This is a genomic window from Ensifer sp. SSB1 (genome assembly GCF_016652895.1).
Classification (GTDB): Bacteria; Pseudomonadota; Alphaproteobacteria; order Rhizobiales; family Rhizobiaceae; genus Ensifer.
In genome coordinates this window covers 1-19329 of sequence record NZ_JAEPRP010000143.1, presented here as the reverse complement: position 1 = coordinate 19329, position 19329 = coordinate 1, and the positions used below count along the sequence as shown (strand labels likewise).

Annotated in this window: 25 protein-coding genes; all 25 read left to right on the top strand. The window is 62.5% G+C overall.

Annotation, left to right across the window (positions count from 1 at the left end):
* The first annotated feature begins 57 nt into the window (after positions 1–57).
* The gene (locus tag I8N66_RS27805; RefSeq protein WP_291160810.1) at positions 58–1293 is read left to right on the top strand and encodes a hypothetical protein; all 1236 of its coding nucleotides are present in this window, start codon (positions 58–60) and stop codon (positions 1291–1293) included.
* The gene (locus I8N66_RS27800; protein ID WP_291160807.1) at positions 1290–1745 is read left to right on the top strand and encodes an ASCH domain-containing protein; all 456 of its coding nucleotides are present in this window, start codon (positions 1290–1292) and stop codon (positions 1743–1745) included. The genes I8N66_RS27805 and I8N66_RS27800 overlap by 4 nt, the downstream gene beginning before the upstream one ends.
* Positions 1735–2292 (top strand): Lar family restriction alleviation protein, encoded by a 558-nt coding sequence (locus I8N66_RS27795; RefSeq protein WP_291160804.1) that lies wholly within the window; start codon positions 1735–1737, stop codon positions 2290–2292. The genes I8N66_RS27800 and I8N66_RS27795 overlap by 11 nt, the downstream gene beginning before the upstream one ends.
* A complete protein-coding gene (locus I8N66_RS27790) occupies positions 2289–3047 on the top strand; it encodes a hypothetical protein (protein ID WP_291160802.1) in 759 nt (252 codons plus the stop codon). The genes I8N66_RS27795 and I8N66_RS27790 overlap by 4 nt, the downstream gene beginning before the upstream one ends.
* 55 nt (positions 3048–3102) lie before the next feature.
* Entirely contained in the window at positions 3103–3291 is a 189-nt protein-coding gene (locus tag I8N66_RS27785) for a hypothetical protein (RefSeq protein ID WP_291160799.1), read from the top strand.
* Complete coding sequence (locus tag I8N66_RS27780) at positions 3291–3584, top strand: hypothetical protein (RefSeq protein ID WP_291160796.1); 294 nt, start codon at positions 3291–3293, stop codon at positions 3582–3584. The genes I8N66_RS27785 and I8N66_RS27780 overlap by 1 nt, the downstream gene beginning before the upstream one ends.
* Positions 3584–4177 (top strand): terminase small subunit, encoded by a 594-nt coding sequence (locus I8N66_RS27775; RefSeq protein ID WP_291160793.1) that lies wholly within the window; start codon positions 3584–3586, stop codon positions 4175–4177. The genes I8N66_RS27780 and I8N66_RS27775 overlap by 1 nt, the downstream gene beginning before the upstream one ends.
* Positions 4177–5577 carry a hypothetical protein gene (locus I8N66_RS27770; RefSeq protein WP_291160790.1) on the top strand — a complete coding sequence of 467 codons (1401 nt, stop codon included), beginning with the start codon at positions 4177–4179 and terminating at the stop codon, positions 5575–5577. Before I8N66_RS27775 ends, I8N66_RS27770 begins: the two co-directional genes overlap by 1 nt.
* Positions 5574–7556, top strand: a complete 1983-nt coding sequence (locus tag I8N66_RS27765; protein WP_291160787.1) for a hypothetical protein — start codon at positions 5574–5576, stop codon at positions 7554–7556. Before I8N66_RS27770 ends, I8N66_RS27765 begins: the two co-directional genes overlap by 4 nt.
* Positions 7557–7559: 3 nt before the next feature.
* Positions 7560–8711 (top strand): hypothetical protein, encoded by a 1152-nt coding sequence (locus I8N66_RS27760; protein WP_291160784.1) that lies wholly within the window; start codon positions 7560–7562, stop codon positions 8709–8711.
* A gap of 36 nt (positions 8712–8747) precedes the next feature.
* Positions 8748–9404 carry a Gp49 family protein gene (locus I8N66_RS27755; RefSeq protein ID WP_291160782.1) on the top strand — a complete coding sequence of 219 codons (657 nt, stop codon included), beginning with the start codon at positions 8748–8750 and terminating at the stop codon, positions 9402–9404.
* 311 nt (positions 9405–9715) lie between these two features.
* Positions 9716–10762 carry a phage major capsid protein gene (locus tag I8N66_RS27750; protein ID WP_291160779.1) on the top strand — a complete coding sequence of 349 codons (1047 nt, stop codon included), beginning with the start codon at positions 9716–9718 and terminating at the stop codon, positions 10760–10762.
* A 93-nt stretch (positions 10763–10855) separates the two neighbouring features.
* Positions 10856–11230, top strand: coding sequence for a hypothetical protein (locus I8N66_RS27745; RefSeq protein ID WP_291160776.1), 375 nt, complete (start codon positions 10856–10858; stop codon positions 11228–11230).
* Between the two features lie 28 nt (positions 11231–11258).
* Complete coding sequence (locus I8N66_RS27740) at positions 11259–12524, top strand: phage tail protein (RefSeq protein WP_291160773.1); 1266 nt, start codon at positions 11259–11261, stop codon at positions 12522–12524.
* 11 nt (positions 12525–12535) lie between these two features.
* Positions 12536–13135 carry a tail fiber assembly protein gene (locus I8N66_RS27735; RefSeq protein ID WP_291160770.1) on the top strand — a complete coding sequence of 200 codons (600 nt, stop codon included), beginning with the start codon at positions 12536–12538 and terminating at the stop codon, positions 13133–13135.
* A 94-nt stretch (positions 13136–13229) separates the two neighbouring features.
* Positions 13230–13544 (top strand): hypothetical protein, encoded by a 315-nt coding sequence (locus I8N66_RS27730; protein ID WP_291160768.1) that lies wholly within the window; start codon positions 13230–13232, stop codon positions 13542–13544.
* Positions 13528–13800, top strand: coding sequence for a hypothetical protein (locus I8N66_RS27725; RefSeq protein ID WP_291160765.1), 273 nt, complete (start codon positions 13528–13530; stop codon positions 13798–13800). The genes I8N66_RS27730 and I8N66_RS27725 overlap by 17 nt, the downstream gene beginning before the upstream one ends.
* Positions 13769–14776 (top strand): hypothetical protein, encoded by a 1008-nt coding sequence (locus I8N66_RS27720; protein ID WP_291160762.1) that lies wholly within the window; start codon positions 13769–13771, stop codon positions 14774–14776. The genes I8N66_RS27725 and I8N66_RS27720 overlap by 32 nt, the downstream gene beginning before the upstream one ends.
* Complete coding sequence (locus I8N66_RS27715) at positions 14773–15480, top strand: hypothetical protein (RefSeq protein WP_291160759.1); 708 nt, start codon at positions 14773–14775, stop codon at positions 15478–15480. Before I8N66_RS27720 ends, I8N66_RS27715 begins: the two co-directional genes overlap by 4 nt.
* Before the next feature lies 1 nt (position 15481).
* The gene (locus I8N66_RS27710) at positions 15482–16879 is read left to right on the top strand and encodes a hypothetical protein (RefSeq protein ID WP_291160756.1); all 1398 of its coding nucleotides are present in this window, start codon (positions 15482–15484) and stop codon (positions 16877–16879) included.
* Positions 16876–17280, top strand: coding sequence for a hypothetical protein (locus I8N66_RS27705; protein WP_291160753.1), 405 nt, complete (start codon positions 16876–16878; stop codon positions 17278–17280). Before I8N66_RS27710 ends, I8N66_RS27705 begins: the two co-directional genes overlap by 4 nt.
* 12 nt (positions 17281–17292) lie before the next feature.
* Positions 17293–17508, top strand: coding sequence for a hypothetical protein (locus tag I8N66_RS27700; RefSeq protein ID WP_291160750.1), 216 nt, complete (start codon positions 17293–17295; stop codon positions 17506–17508).
* Positions 17509–17559: 51 nt separating this feature from the next.
* Positions 17560–18186, top strand: coding sequence for a hypothetical protein (locus tag I8N66_RS27695; RefSeq protein ID WP_291160746.1), 627 nt, complete (start codon positions 17560–17562; stop codon positions 18184–18186).
* Between the two features lie 9 nt (positions 18187–18195).
* A complete protein-coding gene (locus I8N66_RS27690; protein ID WP_291160743.1) occupies positions 18196–18948 on the top strand; it encodes a hypothetical protein in 753 nt (250 codons plus the stop codon).
* On the top strand, positions 18945–19329 hold a 385-nt coding region (locus I8N66_RS27685), incomplete at its 3' end, for a hypothetical protein (protein ID WP_291160740.1). The genes I8N66_RS27690 and I8N66_RS27685, both read left to right, overlap by 4 nt.

The window sequence follows — 19329 nt, the reverse complement described above, 5'->3', positions numbered from 1 at the left end:
TAAGCCGATGTGCGGCCAGGCTGAAAAGGCCGAATCCCCGACCGTGTGGAGGGATGCATGACCCAACACAACGAAACGCGCGGGGCGCTGACGAACGGAACCCGCGAACTCACAATGACTGACCGCAATTTCGTCTATGCGGGCAACGGCTTCATTAGCGATGAGAATTTTGATTTCGACGCAGCCCTGCGGGTATCAGGTGACTTCGTCGGTGACGACAAGGACAACTACTGCCGGATGATCGTCACCGCATTGAATGCTGTCCCCTCGCTCCCAGCGGGGGATGGGCTGACGGATCTCCGCGATCGAATTGAAGCGGCAATTGAGGCGGTTGAAGACCAAGACAATCATGCTGCACTGGCAATATTGCGAACGATACTAGCCGCCCATCGCCAGCCTGATGCCCCGCCTAATCCGCCGGTCATCGACACGGCACCGATGTACAAGGCTCTGGATGAGTCACGACTGGCGTTGCTTGCCGTGAATAGCGCTGCATCTCAGAAAGCTATTGCCATGATCGACGCGATTCTTAACTGCGCCCCTCGCCAGCCTGGGGAAGTGGGCGCGGGGGTGCTGACCGGCTGGAAACTCGTGCCGACGTTCCCGACTCGACAGATGGTCGCTGATGCGCGGGTAGCTCTCGGGGATAACGCAGATGTCACGGACGCATTGATCGCAGCTATTGCCGCTGCACCAACCGCATCGGCGCAGCAGGATGAGCGCGAGGCGTTTGAGCGTTGGGTATCTACCGTATGGCGCCCTGATGATGGCGCGGAATTGTTGAAGCGAGAATTTCCGCGAATGGCCTTTGCCGCATGGCAAGCCCGTGCTGACAATGCGGGGCCTATCAGCCGTGTCTACATTTGCCCGGAAGCTGATGTCGAGTGCAGCAAGTGCGGAAATCTTGACGTGCCACTTTGCGCCACCCAGCAGGTACAGGCCGATGCGGGGGCGGTGGCGGAAGGCTATGGCGCCACTGACTTCGGATATACGTTCGCTGGCATCGAGCTTGCGGAGGGTGACAAGCGCCTGATGTCCATGCTCGTGAAGGCATTCGGTACGGATCACCCCGCTGTCGATGACATGGCCGCGCTGCTGTTTCGCGCTCGCCCTGCGGCAGAGAGCGACAAGAGGGATGCGGAGCGGTATCGGTGGCTGCGCGACAACGTGCACAACGAAAGTTCGTTGTGGGATGTTCACGGTCCTGACGAATTCACAATGGGCGTGGACGATCTGAATACCGCTATCGACGCCGCCATGTCCCGCGAGCAATCGGGAGGGGAGCCGAAATGAAGGCGCTATCTATTCGCCAGCCGTGGGCCTGGTTGATCGTCAACGGCCACAAGGACATTGAGAACCGGACGTGGCGCACCAGCTTCCGAGGCCGCGTGCTGATTCACGCCAGCAAGGGCATGACGCGGCAGGAGTACGAAGACGTGCAGGACTATCTGTACGCGCTGTGCCTCAATGCCCAGGCCTTCGATGGTGACGGGCCGATCCGCCTGCCTTCCTTCGATCAGTTGGCGCGTGGTGGCATTGTTGGCGTGGCCACCGTCACTGATTGCCTGCACTTCGAGAACGGGGATTCACCTTGGCACATGCCGGAATGCTGGGGCTTCCGCATCGCCGCCGCCAAGCCTCTGCCCTTCACGGAATGCAAAGGCGCACTGGGCTTCTTCGACATCCCCGCCGATGTCGCGGCAATCCTGCGCGCCCGCGCCACAGGAGAGAGCAATGCAGACTGAGCTGAAGCCGTGCCCGTTTTGCGGTGGCGAACCCGGTATGGTCCAACAGACGAAAGTGAACTGGTGCGTTTCATGCCATACCTGCGGGGCCGATAGCGGATGGGGATCGCCCTCCGAAGTCATCAAGCTGTGGAACCGCCGCGAACTGGAGAGCGCCAGCCAGCCTGGGGGCGATGATCCGGTAAGCGGTGCGGAGTGGATGGCTCTGGCGAATCAGGCGCATGCGCTAAAAGCGCAGCGGGAAGACAGCCTTCGAGGCAATACCTACGCCGAAGGCTATGCAGATGCGGTGGAAATCGCCGCAGTATACATCAATGACCACTGCATAGATGGCGACATTCATGGGGATGCAATTCGTACGATGCAGAGGCCGCAGAGTGCCGCGCTATCTAGCCAGCCTGTGGGCGGGGAGGCTGAACGCAAGCCCATCGGCTACATGAACGAGCGTGCTGTGTCGATCCTCGCGCAAGGCTCTGTCATGTGTACTCACGTGAGCCCGACCAAGACCGAGTTCCAGCAGATTGCCATCTACAAGGAGCCGGTGTGATTCACTATCACGGCATGCCCATCACGCCGACGACAGCAGCTGCTAAGGCCGTGTTCTCCGGCCATGCCTTCGTGTCGTTCCGCTACCCGGAGCAACTTGGCATTGTGCTGGACGTGGCGCAGTCGTTCGCTGTCGATAACGGCGCGTTCAGTGCCTGGCGCTCTGGCTCTCCGGTGACCGACTGGAACCCGTTCTATGAATGGGTGGCCGAACTGCACCGCTACCCGGCGTTCGACTTCTCGGTCATCCCTGACGTGATCGACGGCGACGAGGCCGCTAACGATGCGTTGATCGCTGAATGGCCGTGGCGCGAGCGAGCGCCGTGGGTTGGTGCGCCAGTCTGGCACCTGCATGAGAGCCTGGAACGGCTGGAGCGCCTATCTCTGGCATGGCCGCGTGTCTGTCTCGGCAGCTCCGGTGAGTTCGCCCAGATCGGTACGCCGCGCTGGTGGACGCGCATGGCTGAAGCAATGGATGTGGTCTGCGATCGTGACGGCCGGCCAGTCTGCAAGCTCCACGGCCTGCGCATGCTGGACCCAGAAGTCTTCAGCCGCTTTCCGTTCGCCAGCGCCGATAGCACGAACATCGCGCAGAACGTGGGCATCGACAGCGCCTGGCGCGGCACCTATACGCCGGCCAGCAAGGAATCGCGGGCGCAGGTCATGCGCGAGCGAATCGAATCGCGGCAGTCACTGACGTTCTGGGAGCGTCGTGATGCGCCTATTCAACAAGGCTTTGCACTGGAGGTCGCATGAACAACATCAAGCGCGCCGCCCCGTCTGCGGGGAATGGCGGGGAGAAGGGGCAATCGTGAGCAGCGCCGGACAAAAACTGATGCTGGCCGCGGCCTTCGCCCTGGCTGCGGCATCCGCATCGACGGTCGCCCAGGTGCCCCAGTACGGCGGGCCGGCCATCGGTGATCGCAAGTCGCCGGGCCGCGCAAAGCGTCGCGCCGCCAACAAGGCCGCCCGCAAGGCGCGCAAGCAGGGGAGGAAGTGATGCGCACCGAGCGCCGCGTCGTGAGCGCTGCCATCCGTGCCGCCGACGGGTCCGTCCTGCTCGGTGTGCGCCACTACAGCCCGGACATGCATGCTCAGATCGAGCAGCGCCGCGACGGGTGGAAGTTCGAGAACCGCCTCGACTACGACCAGGGCTTCGTCGACCAGCACGGCGTATTCATGTCGCGCTATGAGGCGTATGCCGTGGCCGAGGCCGCCGGCCAGATCCGCTACCCCGAAGCCTGCGGACAGGGATTGGACGGGCCGAAACTATATAGCGAGGGCCTGTACTGATGGCTGGTGCCGCAAAACTCACGCCGAAGCAGGAGCGATTCGTCGCAGAGTACCTGATCGACCTGAACGCCACGCAGGCGGCGATCCGGGCGGGCTACAGCGCCAAGACGGCGCAGGAGCAGGGAAGTCGACTGTTATCGAATGTTATGGTTGCCGAAGCCATCCAAGCGGCGATGAAGGCGCGCGAGGAGCGCACCGAGATCACGCAGGACCGCGTGCTGCTGGAACTGTCCCGCATCGCGTTCTTCGACCCGCGCAAGCTGCTCCGCGACGACGGCAGCCCGAAGCCGATCGGCGAACTGGATGACGGCACCGCGGCGGCGCTGGCTGGGCTGGAAATCACCGAGGAGTGGGAGGGCAGCGGGGAAGACCGCGTCTTCGTCGGCTACACCAAGAAGTACAAGATCAGCGACAAGAACACAGCCATTACCAATGCCATGCGGCACCTGGGCATGTTCGTCGACAAGTCGGAAGTCTCCGCGCCAGGCGGGAAGCCGCTGTTCCCGCAGCCGACCGGCGTGCTGGTCGTGCCAGGCGCCATGTCCGTCGAGGACTGGGAGTCCATGATGGCGAAGCAGGAGGGCGGCGCGTAGTGGCAACTCTCACACGGTGGGCGCCATTGCCCGGCGCGCAGTTCCAGTTTCTGACCTGCCCGATCTTCGAGGCATTGATGCATGGCACGCGCGGCGGCGGGAAGACCGATACGCTGCTGATGTCGTTCGCGCAAGAGACGGGTAAAGGTTTCGACGCCCACTGGCGCGGCGTGCTGTTCCGCCTGACGTACCCTCAGCTCGCCGACGTTGTTGCCAAGTCCCGCCGGTGGTTTAGCCAGTTCTTTCCGGCCGCCAAGTTCAACAAGTCTGATTATTGCTGGGAGTGGCCGACGGGCGAAATGCTGTTCTTCCGGTACGGTGCGACCGAGGACGATTACTGGAACTACCACGGCCACGAATACCCGTGGCTCGGGTTCGAGGAGCTGACAAACTGGCGCGACCTCAGCTTTTATGAGGCTATGCACTCGACGTGCCGCTCCAGTTTTGGGGGAATGCCACGCATGGTGCGCGCCACGTGCAACCCGTTCGGCAAGGGCCACGGCGCAGTGAAGGAGCGTTTCCGCCTGGGCGAGGGCGGTACGCCGTCAGGCCGTGTGATCCGCGTTGATGGCGAGAAGCCGCGCGTCGCTATCCGCTCCAGCATCTACGAGAACAAGATCCTGCTTGCGAACGACCCGGACTATCTCGCCACGCTGCAGGCGCTGAAGGATCCCAACCGCCGGAAGGCATGGCTGGACGGCGACTGGGACATCCACGTCGGTTCGTTCCTCGAAGGTGTGTGGGACGCGAAGCGTCACATCGTCGAACCATTTCCGATCCCGGCATCGTGGAAAGTCTGGAAGGCGATGGATTGGGGCTATGCCCGTCCGTACGCGGTGTATTGGTTCGCAATGGACCCGGACGGCTGCGTCTATATCTGGCGCGAGATGTACGGCATTGGCGAAAAGCCGAACGAGGGCAGCCGCGAGGACGCCGCCAAGGTGGCGCGCAAGATCCGTGCTGTCGAGGAGCGCGACGAGCGCATGGGGTACGAGTACCGGATGAACCTGGCCGACCCGGCCATTTTCTCGAAGATCGGCGCCGACCGCTCGATCGGCCAGATCTTCCGCGAGTCCGGTGTGAAGTGGCAGGAAGCGTGGAACGCCAAGGGCAGCCGCGTCAATGGCGCACAGGAGATCATTCGCCTGCTCGCCGAGGGCAAGTTGAAGGTGTTCAGCACGTGCAAACACTGGCTGCGGACGGTCCCGAGCCTGCCGCCTTCGGACACTAACCCGGAAGACGTCGACACCGATGCCGAAGATCACGCATGGGACACGACCCGATACGGTGTGATGCGTCGCCGCCGCGCCCCTGGTGAAGAACAAAAATCCGACAAGGAGGGTAGCGACGTCGATACTTCCGACGGTACCCATCGCATGCACGCACGCACAGCCCCATGAATATGCAAATGCAGCCAGAGCAAACGCCCGCACCCGCCATGCAGATCGGCGTAGAGGCTGCTGTCGTTCCCGCTGAGGAGCACCAGTACAACCAGGAGCCCGAAGCCGACGAACTGGCGAGGAAGTGGAACAATCGCATCGCCGCCGCTCGTACGCACTGGGAGAAGTTCCACAAGCGCGTGAAGCACAACCGGAAGACCGTGGCCGGGTTCGACTGGAAGAAGAACCCCGACGACGACGACTTCTACAAGCTGCGCGCCAACCTGATCCACGGCACGATCACAGCGATCCTGCCTAATATCTATGCGCGTAACCCGGAGATGTCCGTCACGGGCCTGCACAAGGGCAAGCCGCTGAAGCTGTTTTGCGAGACGCTGCAGACCGTCACGAACCGCGAACTCGACCGCGCTAGGCTGAAGACGCGCGCCAAGGCTACCGTCCGTGCCGCGCTGACCGTCTCGTTCGGCGTTGTGAAGGTCATGTACCAGCGCGACATCAAGCAGGACCCGATCATCGCTGCTCGCATCAACGATACGCAGGACAACATCCAGCGCGTCGAGAAACTGCTGATGGACCTGCAGGATCCCGACCAGCGCGCCGACGAGGAAGCCACGAAGGCTGAATTGGAGGAGACTCTGCGCGCACTGCAGGAGCAGGTCGAGGTGGTAGCCGCCGAGGGCCTGGTGATCGACCGCCTGCTGACCGAGCAGATCCTGCTCGACCCGACCCTGGCCGAACTGCAGGACTACGCCGACAGCGACTGGATGATCCAGATCATCCCCATGAAGAAGTCGCTCGCCGAGTCGATGTACAAGTACAAGCTCGACAAGGCCAAGCGCTATCGTGACACCGCTACGCCGGCTCGCGCCGACAGCAACCGCATTCTGTCCGGCGGCGATGACAAAGCCGGCGAAGACGATTGCCAGATCGCCATCATGGAGATTTGGGACAAGCGCAGCCAGACCGTGTACACGCTGGCCGAGGGCTGCGACTGGTGGCTGCGTGAGCCTTACAGCCCGCCGAAGGCTGGCGAGCGCTGGTACCCGTTCTTCATCCTGCCGTTCCAACTGGTCGACGGCGAGGTGATCGGCCCGTCGCTGGTCGACCTGACCGAGAAGCTGCAGGCCGAGCACAACGGCGCCCGCAACAAGTTCAACCAGCACCGCGAGCTCTGCGAACCTGGGTGGATTGCGAGCAGCGACATCAACGCGAAGACGGTGACGCGGTACCGCGATGCGACGCTGGGCGAGATCACGATCGTCGACGTCGAAGGCCGGCCGCTGAATCAGGTCATCGTGCCGAAGCAGCATCCGCCGATCGACCCGGCTGTGTACGACACATCGGCCGTGCGCTTCGACTGGGAGCAGGTCACGGGCATGCAGGACGCCGCCCGCTCGACCGTGGTGCAGGCGAAGACCGCGACCGAGGCCAGCATCCAGCAGCAGGCGCTTTCGGGGCGCGTGAGCGAATTCCGCGATCAGGTCGAGGACTTTCTGCAGGACATCAGCCAGTACGCCGCACAGATTCTGGTCATGGAACTGACGCCCGCTCAGGTCGAACGCATCATGGGCGGCCCAACCACCGAGACAGTGCCGTCGCCGGCGCCCGGCATGCCCGCGATGCAGGTGCCGGTGCCGTCGTACGACTGGCCGGAGCTCTCGCGCGATCAGGTCTTCGAGATGATCGAGCTAAAGATCCGTGCTGGCACGACGGGCGAACCCAACCAGATCGAGCAGCAAGAGATCTGGATCAAGCTGATGCCGGTCATCCAGCCGCTGATCACACAGATGATGCAAGGCAAGGCCGCGGGCATGGACACCAGTCCGCTGGAGGCGCTGCTGCGCGAGACGATCACCCGCTTTGACGAGAAACTGGACTGGGAGCAGTTCATTCCGCAGGCCCCGGCCATGCCCCCCGCACCGGCGCTGCCGCCTGGCGCCGCTGCACCCGCACCCGCAGTACAACCCCAAGGAGCTTGATAGATGTCCGACCGCGAGGATTTCCTGAACAGCATGAGCCCGGACAATGGGCCGACCGAGACGCCGCCGGAGAGTTCGTACGGCCTCGACACGCCGCCGAAAGTCCCGGACGATGAAGTCACGCCGCCCACTGAGACCGAGACGGGCGCTGCCCCTGCCGCCGCCGTTGATCCGCTGGCCGCGACGAAGTCGTTCCTCGATACTCTGACCAATCCGGATCCGAACGCCGCCCCTGCCCCGGTACCGGCCGCCGCTGCCCCAGCCGATCAGACTGGCGCGCCTGCCGCTGCTCCGGCACCGGGCGCCGCACCTGGCACGCAGCCGGGCGCCGCCGCACAGAAGACGCCCGAGCAGGAGGAGGCCGAACTGCTGGACGGTGTGAAGTCCGAGCGCGGCAAGGAGCGCATCCGCGAGAAGCTGGCAGAGTTGCGCACCAAGTCCGAGGAGCTGGACGCTACGCAGTCGGACCTGACTGAATTCCGCACGATGGTGCTGGAGGCGTATCAGGATCCGCAGGACTTCGCCCGCGCGCTGGAATTCGGCCGTCTGGTAGGTGCTGGCGACGACAAGAGCCTCACCACGGCGCTCGCCATGCTCGACGAGCAGCGCAACGCAATCGCCCTTCGCCTGGGTGTCGATATTGCTGGCGTCGATCCGCTCGCCGACTTCCCCGACCTGAAGGCCGCGGTCGATAACATGGAGATCACGCGCGAGTACGCCGTGAAGCTCGCTAAGGGCCAGCGGCAGGAGCGCGTGCAGACCGAACAGCGCCAGGCCGCGCAGCAGCAACAGCAGGAATCCGAGCAGTCTCGCCGCGACTTCGAGGCGGAGGTCACCAGCCTGACTGACCAAGCGACGCAGTATTTCACCACGCGCGCCGGCGAAGTGGACTATCCGGCCAAGATGGAAGCCATCAAGGCTCATTTCGCCAAGCCGGAGAACCTGCAGGCATTCGTGCAGAACTTCCAGCCGAAGCAATGGCTCGCGCAGTTCAAGTTCATGTACGACAACATCCGCACCGCGCCGGCCCCGCGCCCCAACATCAATCATCAGCCGCTGCGCTCGCGCCCCGCGCTGGGCGGCTCGCCGGCATCGAACCCGAACGCATCGAGCGTTGACCGCATGTCGGCCACGCTCGACAGCATGGGCATTTAACCATCCGGGCCTGCTGGCCCACTTCGAGGAAAGAGCATGCATACCCACATCGCCAATCCGGTGCGCGTCACCGCGTTCCGCATTCTGGAAGTGACCGACATTACCGACCGCTCCGAAGGCAGGGGCCAGAGCAGCCCCGATCTTCTGCTGCGCTTGGAGAACGGCACCAGTTTCAAGGCCGACAGCACCATGACGTCGCGCTACGTGCCGGTGGCCGGCGACTTCGTCGTCACGCAGGAAGACGGCTACGTGTACCTGAATCCGAGGGACGTGTTCACGCGCAAGTACAGCCTCGCGCCAGCCGCGGACGGCAGCATCGAGGCCGAGATCGTTGCCAAGGGCAAGACCGCGCCGCGTGTCACGCCGGACGACATCGAGGCCAACATCGCCGCCGAGCACTTCTTCACGGCTGCGCACGGCGTCGAAGGCGCTGTCGCCCGCGGTGAATGCTGGGCCAAGGCGAAGGAAGTCGACACCCTGGCCGGCGAGCAAGCCGTCGTCCCGCCGCTTCACCTGCTGACCTTCTGCGTGCTGACCTTGCGTAACGGGTTCACGGTCACGGGCGAGTCGGCCTGCGCCAGCCCGGAAAACTTCGATGCCGAGATCGGCCGCAAGATTGCGCGGCAGAACGCAGTGCAGAAGATCTGGCCGCTGATGGGCTATGCGCTGCGGTCGCAGCTTGCCAACGCCTAGCCAAAAATGCTTTACGTGCTAGCCATATTGGTATAGTGCGATTGCCTTACCGCGACAGGTGAGGGCGAGCAATCAGGAAATGCAGCGCGTCACCGGACACCGCGCCCCGGCCTGATAGCCCGCCTGGCACCAGTCGCACCACACCTCAATTGTCGCTGTATCGCCGGGATCGCGTCCGGTAGCGCAGTCGACGAGGGCCACAAGACGCAGCAGCCGAGAGTCGCGCACGGCAGGCCCGAGTCGGAACCCTTCGGCCTTGCGTCCCGAAACGGTGTGAGCAGGTTTTCCCTACTCATATTCCGGAGCGACAAATGCCCATTTCCGCACCCGACCTAGCCTATCTTGGCAAGGTCTCCCTCGACGAGTACATGCGAAACACCCCGGTCGATCAGATCGGCGTGGAGCATCCGCTGCTGAAGAAGCTGATGAGCAAGCGCAAGCTGTTCCTCGGCGCGAAGCAAAACGTCGTGGTGAACATCCGCAAATCGTACGACAGCAACTTCGCCTGGGCCTACGGTGAAGCCGCGGTCTCGTTCAACAAGCGCCAGACGACCGAGCAGGCCGCATTCCCGTGGCGCCGTGCCGTGGATGGCTTCTACATCCCGCACGACACGCTGTTCGGTAACGGCATCAAGGTCCGCGAAGGCGAGCGCGGTCAGTTCAAGCTCGAACAGAACGAAAAGGTCCAACTGCTGAACCTGCTGGACGAGCAGATGGAATCGTTCAAGCTGGGCTTCTTCGAGAAGCTGGACATCGAACTGCATCGCAACGGCACGTCCTCGACCGACGCAGTGACCGGTCTCGACGGCCTGATCGTGACGGCACCGGCAACCGGCGTTGTTGGTGGTCTTGACCGCGCGACCGCGACCTACTGGCGAAACAACTCGCAGACCGCAATTGCTTCTGGCACGGCCGGCGCGCTGGCCGACGCGATGGAGAAGAACTGGCGCGCCTGTATCCGCAACGGCGGCACGCCCGACTTCATCCTGGCCGGCTCGGACTTCTGCGATGCGTACCGCAAGGCGATCACCATCACGCAGAACGCTGACGCCTCGAAGGCCAAGACGGTCGACGTCGGCACCGGCACGGGCGCGGATACTGGCCTGTTCTATAAGGGCGTGCCCATCGTGTGGGATCCGAACTTCTCGACGCTCGACGCCCTCGACGCGCCGGTGATCCCGTGGGAAAAGCGCTGCTATTTCCTGAACACCAAGCATATCGAGCTGCGCGACGACGATATGGACATCGTCACGCCGACCCGTCCGTACAACATCCTGGCGCTGTACCAGATGATCAATCTGCGTCTGGCGCTGGTGCTGAAGCGGTCGAACGCTCACGCAGTTCTGTCCATCGCGTAATCCTCGCGGTCGTCGAAAGGCGACCTTTTGCCCGGCTGGCCGAAAGGCTGGTCGGGCTTTTCTCCAGATTCGCTACAACAGTTCGAGGTCAAGATGCCCAAGCTCTCCATTTTCTCTGTCGTGGTGCGCCGCGACGCCAGCACGTCCACCCCGGTCGAAGTTCCCGAGCACGAGATCGCCATGCTGCAAACCATCTTCGGCGAGGAGCACGTGCACAACACGCGCCACCAGTCGATCGCCGACGCTGGCCTGACCGATGACGATGCCGTGGGCGAAGGCGAGTTCGGCGAAGGCGAGTTCGACCGCTTGGCGGCGAAGTACGGCGGCAACGACGAGGGACTGCTCGTCGAACAGGTCTTCGGCAAGAAGGCGACCAAGGGTCTCGAAGCCGCAATGGCGGCCACCGGCAAGCCCAAAAAGAAGGGTAGCGCTTCCAAGGCCAGCCAGTCCACCGAGACCGAGCAGTAACCAGCAATCCGCATAGGAGCGCGCGAAAATGCCGCAGCCGCCCAAGTACGAGCGCACGAAGGACTTCACGGTCGATTACGGTGACAACACCGATCACAATGAGCTGAACTCCGAATTTGACGCGGCTGCGTCCTCGATCAACAAGATCCGGGAAAACCTCGCGCTGCTGCAGCGTGACGACGGCAAGCTGAAACAGGGCGTTGTCACGGCAGATTCTGTCGATCCGTCGTTTATCGACGAGATCAGCGCCGGTGTCGTGAGCCAGGTTCAAGGCTACGCCGCCGATGCGCAGGCTTCCGCGGTCTCGGCCAATGCAGCCGCCACGACCGCCGTTGCTGCATCGACTACCGCAGTCAGCGCTCGGGACACAGCAGTAACCAGTTCGAACGCTGCCGCGCTGGCCTCGCAGTCTGCCGCGACAAGTGCTGGCGCTGCACAGACGTCTCAGGTAGACGCTGCGGCTTCGAAGGCCGCCGCAGCCGCGTCACAAACCGCTGCAGCCACGTCGGCAACCAATGCCGCAGCCTCGGCCACGTCGGCAGGAAACAGTGCGACCACCGCCACCACGCAGGCCGGTATTGCCACGACGAAGGCAGGCGACGCCGCCACCAGTGCAGCGAGTGCATCCGCTTCGCTGAACGATTTCAAGGGCCGGTACTATGGCCCGCTCGCTGCCGATCCAACGCTCGACCCGAACGGAAACGCAATGGACGTTGGTGATCTGTATGCCAACACGGCGACTGGCGAGCTGCGCCGATACAGCGGCTCTGCCTGGGTGACGGCATTCGGCGGAATTCCGAACGACGGGACCGTAACAACCGCGAAGCTTTCGACCGCCGTCCGCGACGGGATGATCGGTAAGGTTGGCCACTTCGCACGGAACACTGCTCCGACAGGCTGGCTAAAGGCGAACGGTGCGGCGGTGTCTCGCACGACATACGCCGATCTGTTCTCGAAGATGGGGATCTTGTTCGGGGCCGGAGACGGATCGACGACGTTCAACGTACCGGATCTGCGAGGCGAATGGATCCGAGGATGGGACGACGCGCGCGGCGTAGATGTGGGCCGGGCGTTTGGTAGTTCCCAGGCCGAAATGATTGGTCCTCACCCGCACCCGATTCGCGCTTCAGTCTCGGGGTACACCGGGGGAAATCCGGCAGTGCTGTACGCCGCAGGGGACAACAACGGCAATACGCAGGTGCCGGGCGGCGGCGCTACGTATGGTGTCCAGAACAACAGCGGCACGGAGAACCGTGTGCGCAACGTCGCGCTGCTGGCGTGCATCCAGTTCTAAGGGGGGGCGACATGGAAATTTTCAACTACCACCCGATGACCGGTGAGTTCCTGAGTGCTGGCGTTGCCGACGAAAACCAGCTTGACCCCAGTGATCCAATCGTGCCGGGCTATGCAACGCGCGTCGCAATGCCTGCCGGCATCGCCGACCGTGTGCACGTCTACCGCCGACCCGATGGCTCGGTCCCGCAGAACTGGCCGGAGGGTAATTGGTCGCTGGTTCCAGACTATCGCCGTGTCGCAATCTATCGCACAGCCGATGGTAGCGAGTTCGAGATCGGCAACGAGTTCAATGGCCTAGGGGAGTTGCCGCAGTTTCTGACTGACATGCCTCGGCCCACCGCCGCCCATGTGTGGAGCGGAGACTCGTGGGTGCTCGACGCGGCGAAGGAAACAGCCATGCTGACAGCGGAAGCGATGGCTACCCGCGCAAGACTGCTGGGCGAGGCCGATCAACTGATTGCGCCGCTGATGGACGGCTTCGTGCTAGACGAGTTGACCGCAGAGGATTCCGCCCGCTTGAAGGCCCTGAGCCAGTATCGGAAGGACGTGCGCGCCGTCTCCTCGCAGGCGGGGTTCCCGCGCTCGATCGCGTGGCCGGTGAGGCCGTGAGAATTGTCCGGCGTGCATTGCGACACGCACAACAATAGTCGAAAAAGGGAAACGGGTTATGGAGCCGACTACTACCGCAGGCGGGATTCTAGGCGTGAAGTACGCAACGCTGGTCGCCGGCTTCTTCGGCGGCGTTGCGTCGCTGTCGTATGTGCGCGAGCTGTCGCGTCCGCAGATGGCGATCGCTGTGTTCACCGGTGCAGTTACGGCCGGCTACATGACGCCATTGGCAAATAAGTATCTCGGCCTATTCATCGCTACAGGGCCGGAACTGGAGAGCGCATGCGCGTTTCTCATTGGGGTAACGGCGTTGAACATCATTCCGGGGTTCATTCGATTGTCCGCCATGTTCAAGAAGGATCCGGCGGGCTTCCTGAAGAACGGAGGCAAGGATGCTGACCCTAGCTAATGCACTGTTTGCGGCAATCATCGTGTGGCACTCGCTGACCGTCCTGAATGCTATGAGCCGGTCCAGTGCAACCGTGCCGCGCATTGGCTTTGTGCTGATGGCCGGCGGCGCATTCTCGTTCCTGCTGGCGCCGTTTTACAAGGCTCCGCCGCCGGAGCTGGGCACTGTCATGCTGACGGCCGGCGTTGCGGTCTGGTGCCTGTATCGATCCTACCGGAGGAAACATGGCGCAGCCAATCGCGTACAACCGCACTAAGAACTTCACGGACAACAATCCGGATCGAACCGATCATGTCGCGCTCAATTCGGAGTTGGATGCGGTCTCGCTGACTACTCAGGAGATTCGCCAGAACCTCGCCATTATTCAGGCTGACGACGGATCCCTTGCGCCAGAAACGGTCGGTCTTGATCAGTTGACCGCCGAAGCGGCGACGCTCCTCGGTACGCCAGGGCCGCAAGGCGCCACCGGGCCGCAGGGCGCGCAGGGTCCGCAGGGAGGGCAGGGTTCGAAGGGCGACACCGGCGCGACATTCGACGCTGACGTTCGGGACGTAGCGGCGAATCGCTCACTGTATGACGCGCAGCCGAAGGGCTTTTGCTTCCTTGCCATTGATACTGGCAAGATGTACTTCAAGCTCACTGGCGCGTCTGGAAATTGGTCGATCGCTTTCGACTTCGGTATCGGCCCTGTGGGGCCCCAAGGCGCGACCGGGCCGCAGGGTGCAACAGGCTCGCAGGGCCTGCAAGGCCCGCAAGGGCTGCCCGGTGCCACTGGAGCCGCGGGCGCTACGGGCCCGGCCGGTGCGGTCGACTACTCGATCGCCATCCGAAAGGATACGGCTGCGGCGCAGGCAATGGTCGGTCAGTTGCAAAGCCCGTCGTTTGTCTCGAAGCAATACACAAGCGCGCCGGAATACCGATTCGAAGGCTTCACTCTGAAGCTGCTGCCGAACGGTGAGCGGATTAAGGCCACGAATACCGCTGGAGACCAGAAGCGTGACTTCGACGCACGTGCGTTTTACTCGGATGGCACAGCCGCGGGAGCGACCGGCTACAAGCTGGCGAATGGTTCCGACATCGGTGCGCTATTTGACCCGGCCGGGTCTGCATCAGGCAAGCTCGATGCAGTCGACACAGTGGCAAAGACTGCAACGCTAACGGGTAAGACCAGCGTTACCGTGCAACTCGTGCGCACGGGCAACCAGATTTCCATCTTACTGAGCACGGCATGAGCGGCCTCCAATCTCGATACAAGACTCTCGGGCAGTTGCGCGCCGATCTTCGGGTTCGACTCGGCTTCATCGCGCAAGGCCCCGCCGCCGCGAACAATCAGGCGACGCTTGACTCCTTCCTGCAGGAAGCGCACGACTACGTCTATTCTGAGCTGAACCCGTCGCCGGCGCGCCACAAATCGGTGATTCAGTTGCAGCCCGGCGAGGTGGCGTACGACTACCACGACGACGTGCTCGACGAAGACATCGACCCCGGCAACATTCTCTCCGTGTGGGTCAAGATCGGCGACACCATTCGGGAGCCGCTCGTGCAGGGCATTACCGAAGACGACCGCTCGATGGTCGACTTCCGCTCGTGGCCGGAACGGTACGACACGCTGGACGGACAGATCGAACTGTATCCAGTGCCTGATCAAGCGTACGACCTGATCATCGAGCACATTCGTGTGCAAGGTCGGTTCGAGCGTGATTCCGATCGTCCGAGCGTACCGCACCGCCTGGTGTTTCAGTACGCCCTCGCCAACGCGAAGGCGCACTATCGCCACCCGGACGCGCAGGCCGCTGCAACGACATTTACGAACATGCTTTCGCGCGAAAAGGGAAAGCAGCACGAGGGGCGGCGCTATATCAAACCAACTGGCTCGGCAGAGTCGTGCGACGCGCAGGTCGTGCAGACCGCCGGCGGCTATCGGTTGAGGGGCTGATATGGGCGCGATTACCTTCAATCGCTTCGATCTCGGTATTGACCTGCGCAAGGGAGCCAGCGTCTCGGACGCGAACCGTCTGCGCGAGATGAAGAACGCCTACGTCACGACGGGCCTTGCCACGCAGAAGCGGCCGGGGCTGGTCAAGGTGACGTCGTTAGAGCCGGGAACGAAGGGGTTGTTCTCTGCGCTTGGGAAACTGCACACGTTCTATGGTGCTGGCAACATCGTGCACGCCGACACCCGCTTTCAGGCCCACAAGACGATCTACTACTCCGGGCAGGAGAAAGCCGTCGCTGATGTGCTGTTTGCCGACGTGTTCAACGGCAATATCTATGCATCGATCCTGTACGACAACACCGACATCCGGCACCACTATCTTGACGGCACTGCAGATCCTGGCGTCACGGATGGCAATTGCCCGCAAAGCGCGCAGGTACTGAAGATCGCGTCGAAGATCTTTGCTGTCTCCCGCGCAGGTGACACTGTACGGTATAGCAAGACTGGTAACCCGCGGGACTGGACAACCGTCAATGATGCAGGATTTCTCCCGACTGGGCTGAACGCGCGAGGCGATAGGTCGACCAACGCGCTTGGTATCTATCAGAACAAGCTCGTAGCACTGGCGCGTGACGGTGCGCAGGTGTGGTTCGTGGATCCTGATCCGAGCGCCAATAAGTTGGAGGACATCGTCGAGAACGTCGGCACGTCATTCCATCGCACCGTGGCGACCGTTGCAGGCGACCTGTACTTCCTGTCTGACTTCGGCTTTCGATCGATCACGACGCTACAGTTGATCTCGAAGCTGGCCGATGTCGACATTGGCTCGCCGATCGATACGCTTGTTCGGCCCGAGACCCGCAAGAACACCACGACCCCACGCGCGGCGTATTACTACGGCACGGGCCAATATATCTGCGCGATCGGCGATCAGCTTTTTGTCTATTCGATCTCGCGCACGGCCAAGGTGGCGGCCTGGTCGCGCTACATCCTGCCGTTTACGGTGGATGCGTTCGCGGAGCTGCAGGGTGTGCTCTATATCCGCTCCGGCGACAACATCTATCAGCTGAGCGACGAGGTCAGCGCGGACGACGGCCAGCCCTTCGAGGTGCTGCTCGAACTGCCGTACATGGACTTCAAGAGCCCTGGGCAGACGAAGCGGGTCTACGGCGTCGATCTGGTCATGGAGGGCGAATGCGACTTCTCGATCGCGTTCGATGTCAGAAATCCTGATGCGTACACGCCGCCAGTTAGAGTACGTGGCAACACGCGCGGCGGCGGTGTGATCCCGATCGAATGCGCGGGCACCGAGTTCTCGCTGCGGTTCCGCAACTTCGACGACAAACCATTCCGGCTTGATGCGGTGACCGTTTACTACGACAACCTGGGCGCGATATGAAGGTTCGCTTTCTGACTGTTGAGGAAATCGACGCTGAGTATGACCGGCTTCGGCCTGTTTTCGAGCGCGTGCCTACCGCCGCCGATTACACGCACGACGACATTCTGCGCCTCGCCAAGTCTGGCGCGATGGTCGTCGGATACGCCGAGGAGGACGGTGAAGTCTTGGCGGTCATGGCGTTCGAGTTCCTGCACTACGTGCGTATCAACGCGGTGAACATCGTCGCGCTGGCCGGTACCCGTCTCGACGAGATCCATGCGCAGTTCTTCGAGGCATTCCGGGAGTTTTGCCGACTGGCCGACGTGACGGCCATCGAGGCGCGCTGCGGCGAAGGGATGGCCCGCCTGTTGCAGCGATACGGATTCTCGCGCACCTATCACATTGTTTCTTGCAAGGTTTAAAGGAGAGCTGCTATGGGTGGTGGTGGTGACGGCGGCGCAGCAGCCGCGCGCAAACAGGAAGAAGATCGCCAGGCGCGGATCAAGCAGTCCGTCGATGCTATCAACTCCATCTTCAACGGCCAGGCCGTTACGCAAGGTGTTGGGCGCGCCACGTCGTACGATCCCAATGCGACGTATTACGACGCGGACGGCAATGTATTTGTCGCGCCCACTACGACGATTTCTTAGAATCAGGGCGGTAGCTATATTCCGGGCGGCGAAGGCGATGCTGGTTACTGGATGGGCGGTCAGCAGGTCAATCGAACTGTTACTGACAATGACGCGATTAGTCGGCTGATCTCCGACGGCAAGCTATTCACCGGCAGGAATACAACGCAGCCGGTCAATACGAATAGGCAGCAGCTCTACGACCAACAGAAGCAGGCGGTAACGGACCTGAACCGTCGAGAGGTTGACCGCCAGTACACGGAAGCCGAGCGCTCCAACCGTTTTGCACTGGCTCGAAACGGCCTGCTTGGCGGCTCGGCCGATGTCGATAGTAATGCCGACCTGCAGCGACGTACGAACGAGGGGATCATGCAGGCGACTGCGCTTGGCGACCAGGCGGCATCGGACCTGCGCACGGCTGACGAACGTACGCGGCAGGGCCTGATTTCGTTGGCGCAGTCGGGTATTGATACAGGCACGGCGCAGCAAACGGCGCTGGCCGGCCTGAATGCCAATTCGCAAGCCGCCGAAGGCGCGCGAGGCGGCGCCACGATCGGAAACCTGTTCTCTGATCTGTCGCAGGCATACCTCGCCAATCAGGTCAATGCTGGTAGGACCGCTGGCGGATTGAATACGCAACAGCAGTGGTACGGCGTCTCGAACCCGCAGCAGACCTACGGCGGCAGCACGACGCGATAAGGAGCGTACATGACAGGCTTCGAGATTGCCGCCGTTATCGCAATGCTTGCAGGAGCGGCGGCGACGTACAAGGCAAATCAAGATGCTGCCCAGCGTCAGCAGCGCGAGGTCATGGCATCTCTGGCACGGCAGCGCGACTTGCAGATGCAGGCCGAGGACAAGGCCAAGAAGACGGCCGAGCAGTTCGCCCCGGAGGATCGGAAGCAAGAGCAGACGCAGATTGCTGACAAGCTGACCGAGGAGTTCAATGCCCCGGTTCAAAGTGCTCAGCAGATCAACAATGCCCAGAGTACGACGCAAGGCAACGTGTCTAGCGACTATGTGGCCGCGAAGGCTGCGTCTAACCTCAACCAGATGAAGCAGGCCGAGAGCCTGGCGCGCTTGCTTGGGAAGACGACCGCGGCAAGCCGGCTGCGCACGAACGAGGCAATCCGCGTCGCCGACGCAGCCGCAGGCATCGACAGGCTTGGCAGCTTCTCGCGCGGCCAGGCGGCAGCAGATGAGATTGGCATCAATGCAGCGGGCCGGCCGGATGCCGGTTTGATCCTCGGCGGCCAAGTTGTCGGCGCTCTCGGTGCTGGTGGTCTCGCTATGGCTGGCGGCGCAGCGAACGCAGGAACGGCGGCGCAGTACGGCACAACGGCTGGCTCGCAGCAGACCGCCATGCTCGCGGCGCAGGATGCCGGCATCGCCGGATCGAGCGGTTTCTCGCCTGTATGGGCGGGAACTGTCGGTAAGCTATTCAAGGGGGTGAGTCGATGAAGTTCACGCTGAATGGCTACGGCGCAGAGCCTATGGCGCAGGGTATCGCCAACGCCATCAAAACAGCAGCAATGGCGCCAATGGCGCGTGAGCAGGCTGAACAGGCATCGATGCTGCAGAACGCGCGCGTCTATGCTGCCAACATGGCGGGTAACAAGGCCGGCGCCGAAGCTGAGAATTCCCGCTACACGCTCGGTCAGCGGCAGGGAGTCGAGGATCTAATCGCCAAGAATCCCCAGTTTGCCAATAACCTGCAGAACGCTATCCGTCTGTTCGGGCTTACCGGCGACGCCAACATCGAGCGCCTGGCACGTGCGAGCGGCGAACTGCAGACTCAGGGCATCCGCGATCAAGCTGTCGCCGCTGTGGACGACGTCGACC

Coding starts and splice junctions, on each gene's coding strand:
- I8N66_RS27805 (WP_291160810.1), top strand. CDS start 58: ATGACCCAACACAACGAAACGCGCGGGGCGCTGACGAACGGAACCCGC.
- I8N66_RS27800 (WP_291160807.1), top strand. CDS start 1,290: ATGAAGGCGCTATCTATTCGCCAGCCGTGGGCCTGGTTGATCGTCAAC.
- I8N66_RS27795 (WP_291160804.1), top strand. CDS start 1,735: ATGCAGACTGAGCTGAAGCCGTGCCCGTTTTGCGGTGGCGAACCCGGT.
- I8N66_RS27780 (WP_291160796.1), top strand. CDS start 3,291: ATGCGCACCGAGCGCCGCGTCGTGAGCGCTGCCATCCGTGCCGCCGAC.
- I8N66_RS27775 (WP_291160793.1), top strand. CDS start 3,584: ATGGCTGGTGCCGCAAAACTCACGCCGAAGCAGGAGCGATTCGTCGCA.
- I8N66_RS27765 (WP_291160787.1), top strand. CDS start 5,574: ATGAATATGCAAATGCAGCCAGAGCAAACGCCCGCACCCGCCATGCAG.
- I8N66_RS27760 (WP_291160784.1), top strand. CDS start 7,560: ATGTCCGACCGCGAGGATTTCCTGAACAGCATGAGCCCGGACAATGGG.
- I8N66_RS27755 (WP_291160782.1), top strand. CDS start 8,748: ATGCATACCCACATCGCCAATCCGGTGCGCGTCACCGCGTTCCGCATT.
- I8N66_RS27750 (WP_291160779.1), top strand. CDS start 9,716: ATGCCCATTTCCGCACCCGACCTAGCCTATCTTGGCAAGGTCTCCCTC.
- I8N66_RS27745 (WP_291160776.1), top strand. CDS start 10,856: ATGCCCAAGCTCTCCATTTTCTCTGTCGTGGTGCGCCGCGACGCCAGC.
- I8N66_RS27740 (WP_291160773.1), top strand. CDS start 11,259: ATGCCGCAGCCGCCCAAGTACGAGCGCACGAAGGACTTCACGGTCGAT.
- I8N66_RS27735 (WP_291160770.1), top strand. CDS start 12,536: ATGGAAATTTTCAACTACCACCCGATGACCGGTGAGTTCCTGAGTGCT.
- I8N66_RS27725 (WP_291160765.1), top strand. CDS start 13,528: ATGCTGACCCTAGCTAATGCACTGTTTGCGGCAATCATCGTGTGGCAC.
- I8N66_RS27720 (WP_291160762.1), top strand. CDS start 13,769: ATGGCGCAGCCAATCGCGTACAACCGCACTAAGAACTTCACGGACAAC.
- I8N66_RS27715 (WP_291160759.1), top strand. CDS start 14,773: ATGAGCGGCCTCCAATCTCGATACAAGACTCTCGGGCAGTTGCGCGCC.
- I8N66_RS27710 (WP_291160756.1), top strand. CDS start 15,482: ATGGGCGCGATTACCTTCAATCGCTTCGATCTCGGTATTGACCTGCGC.
- I8N66_RS27705 (WP_291160753.1), top strand. CDS start 16,876: ATGAAGGTTCGCTTTCTGACTGTTGAGGAAATCGACGCTGAGTATGAC.
- I8N66_RS27700 (WP_291160750.1), top strand. CDS start 17,293: ATGGGTGGTGGTGGTGACGGCGGCGCAGCAGCCGCGCGCAAACAGGAA.
- I8N66_RS27695 (WP_291160746.1), top strand. CDS start 17,560: ATGGGCGGTCAGCAGGTCAATCGAACTGTTACTGACAATGACGCGATT.
- I8N66_RS27690 (WP_291160743.1), top strand. CDS start 18,196: ATGACAGGCTTCGAGATTGCCGCCGTTATCGCAATGCTTGCAGGAGCG.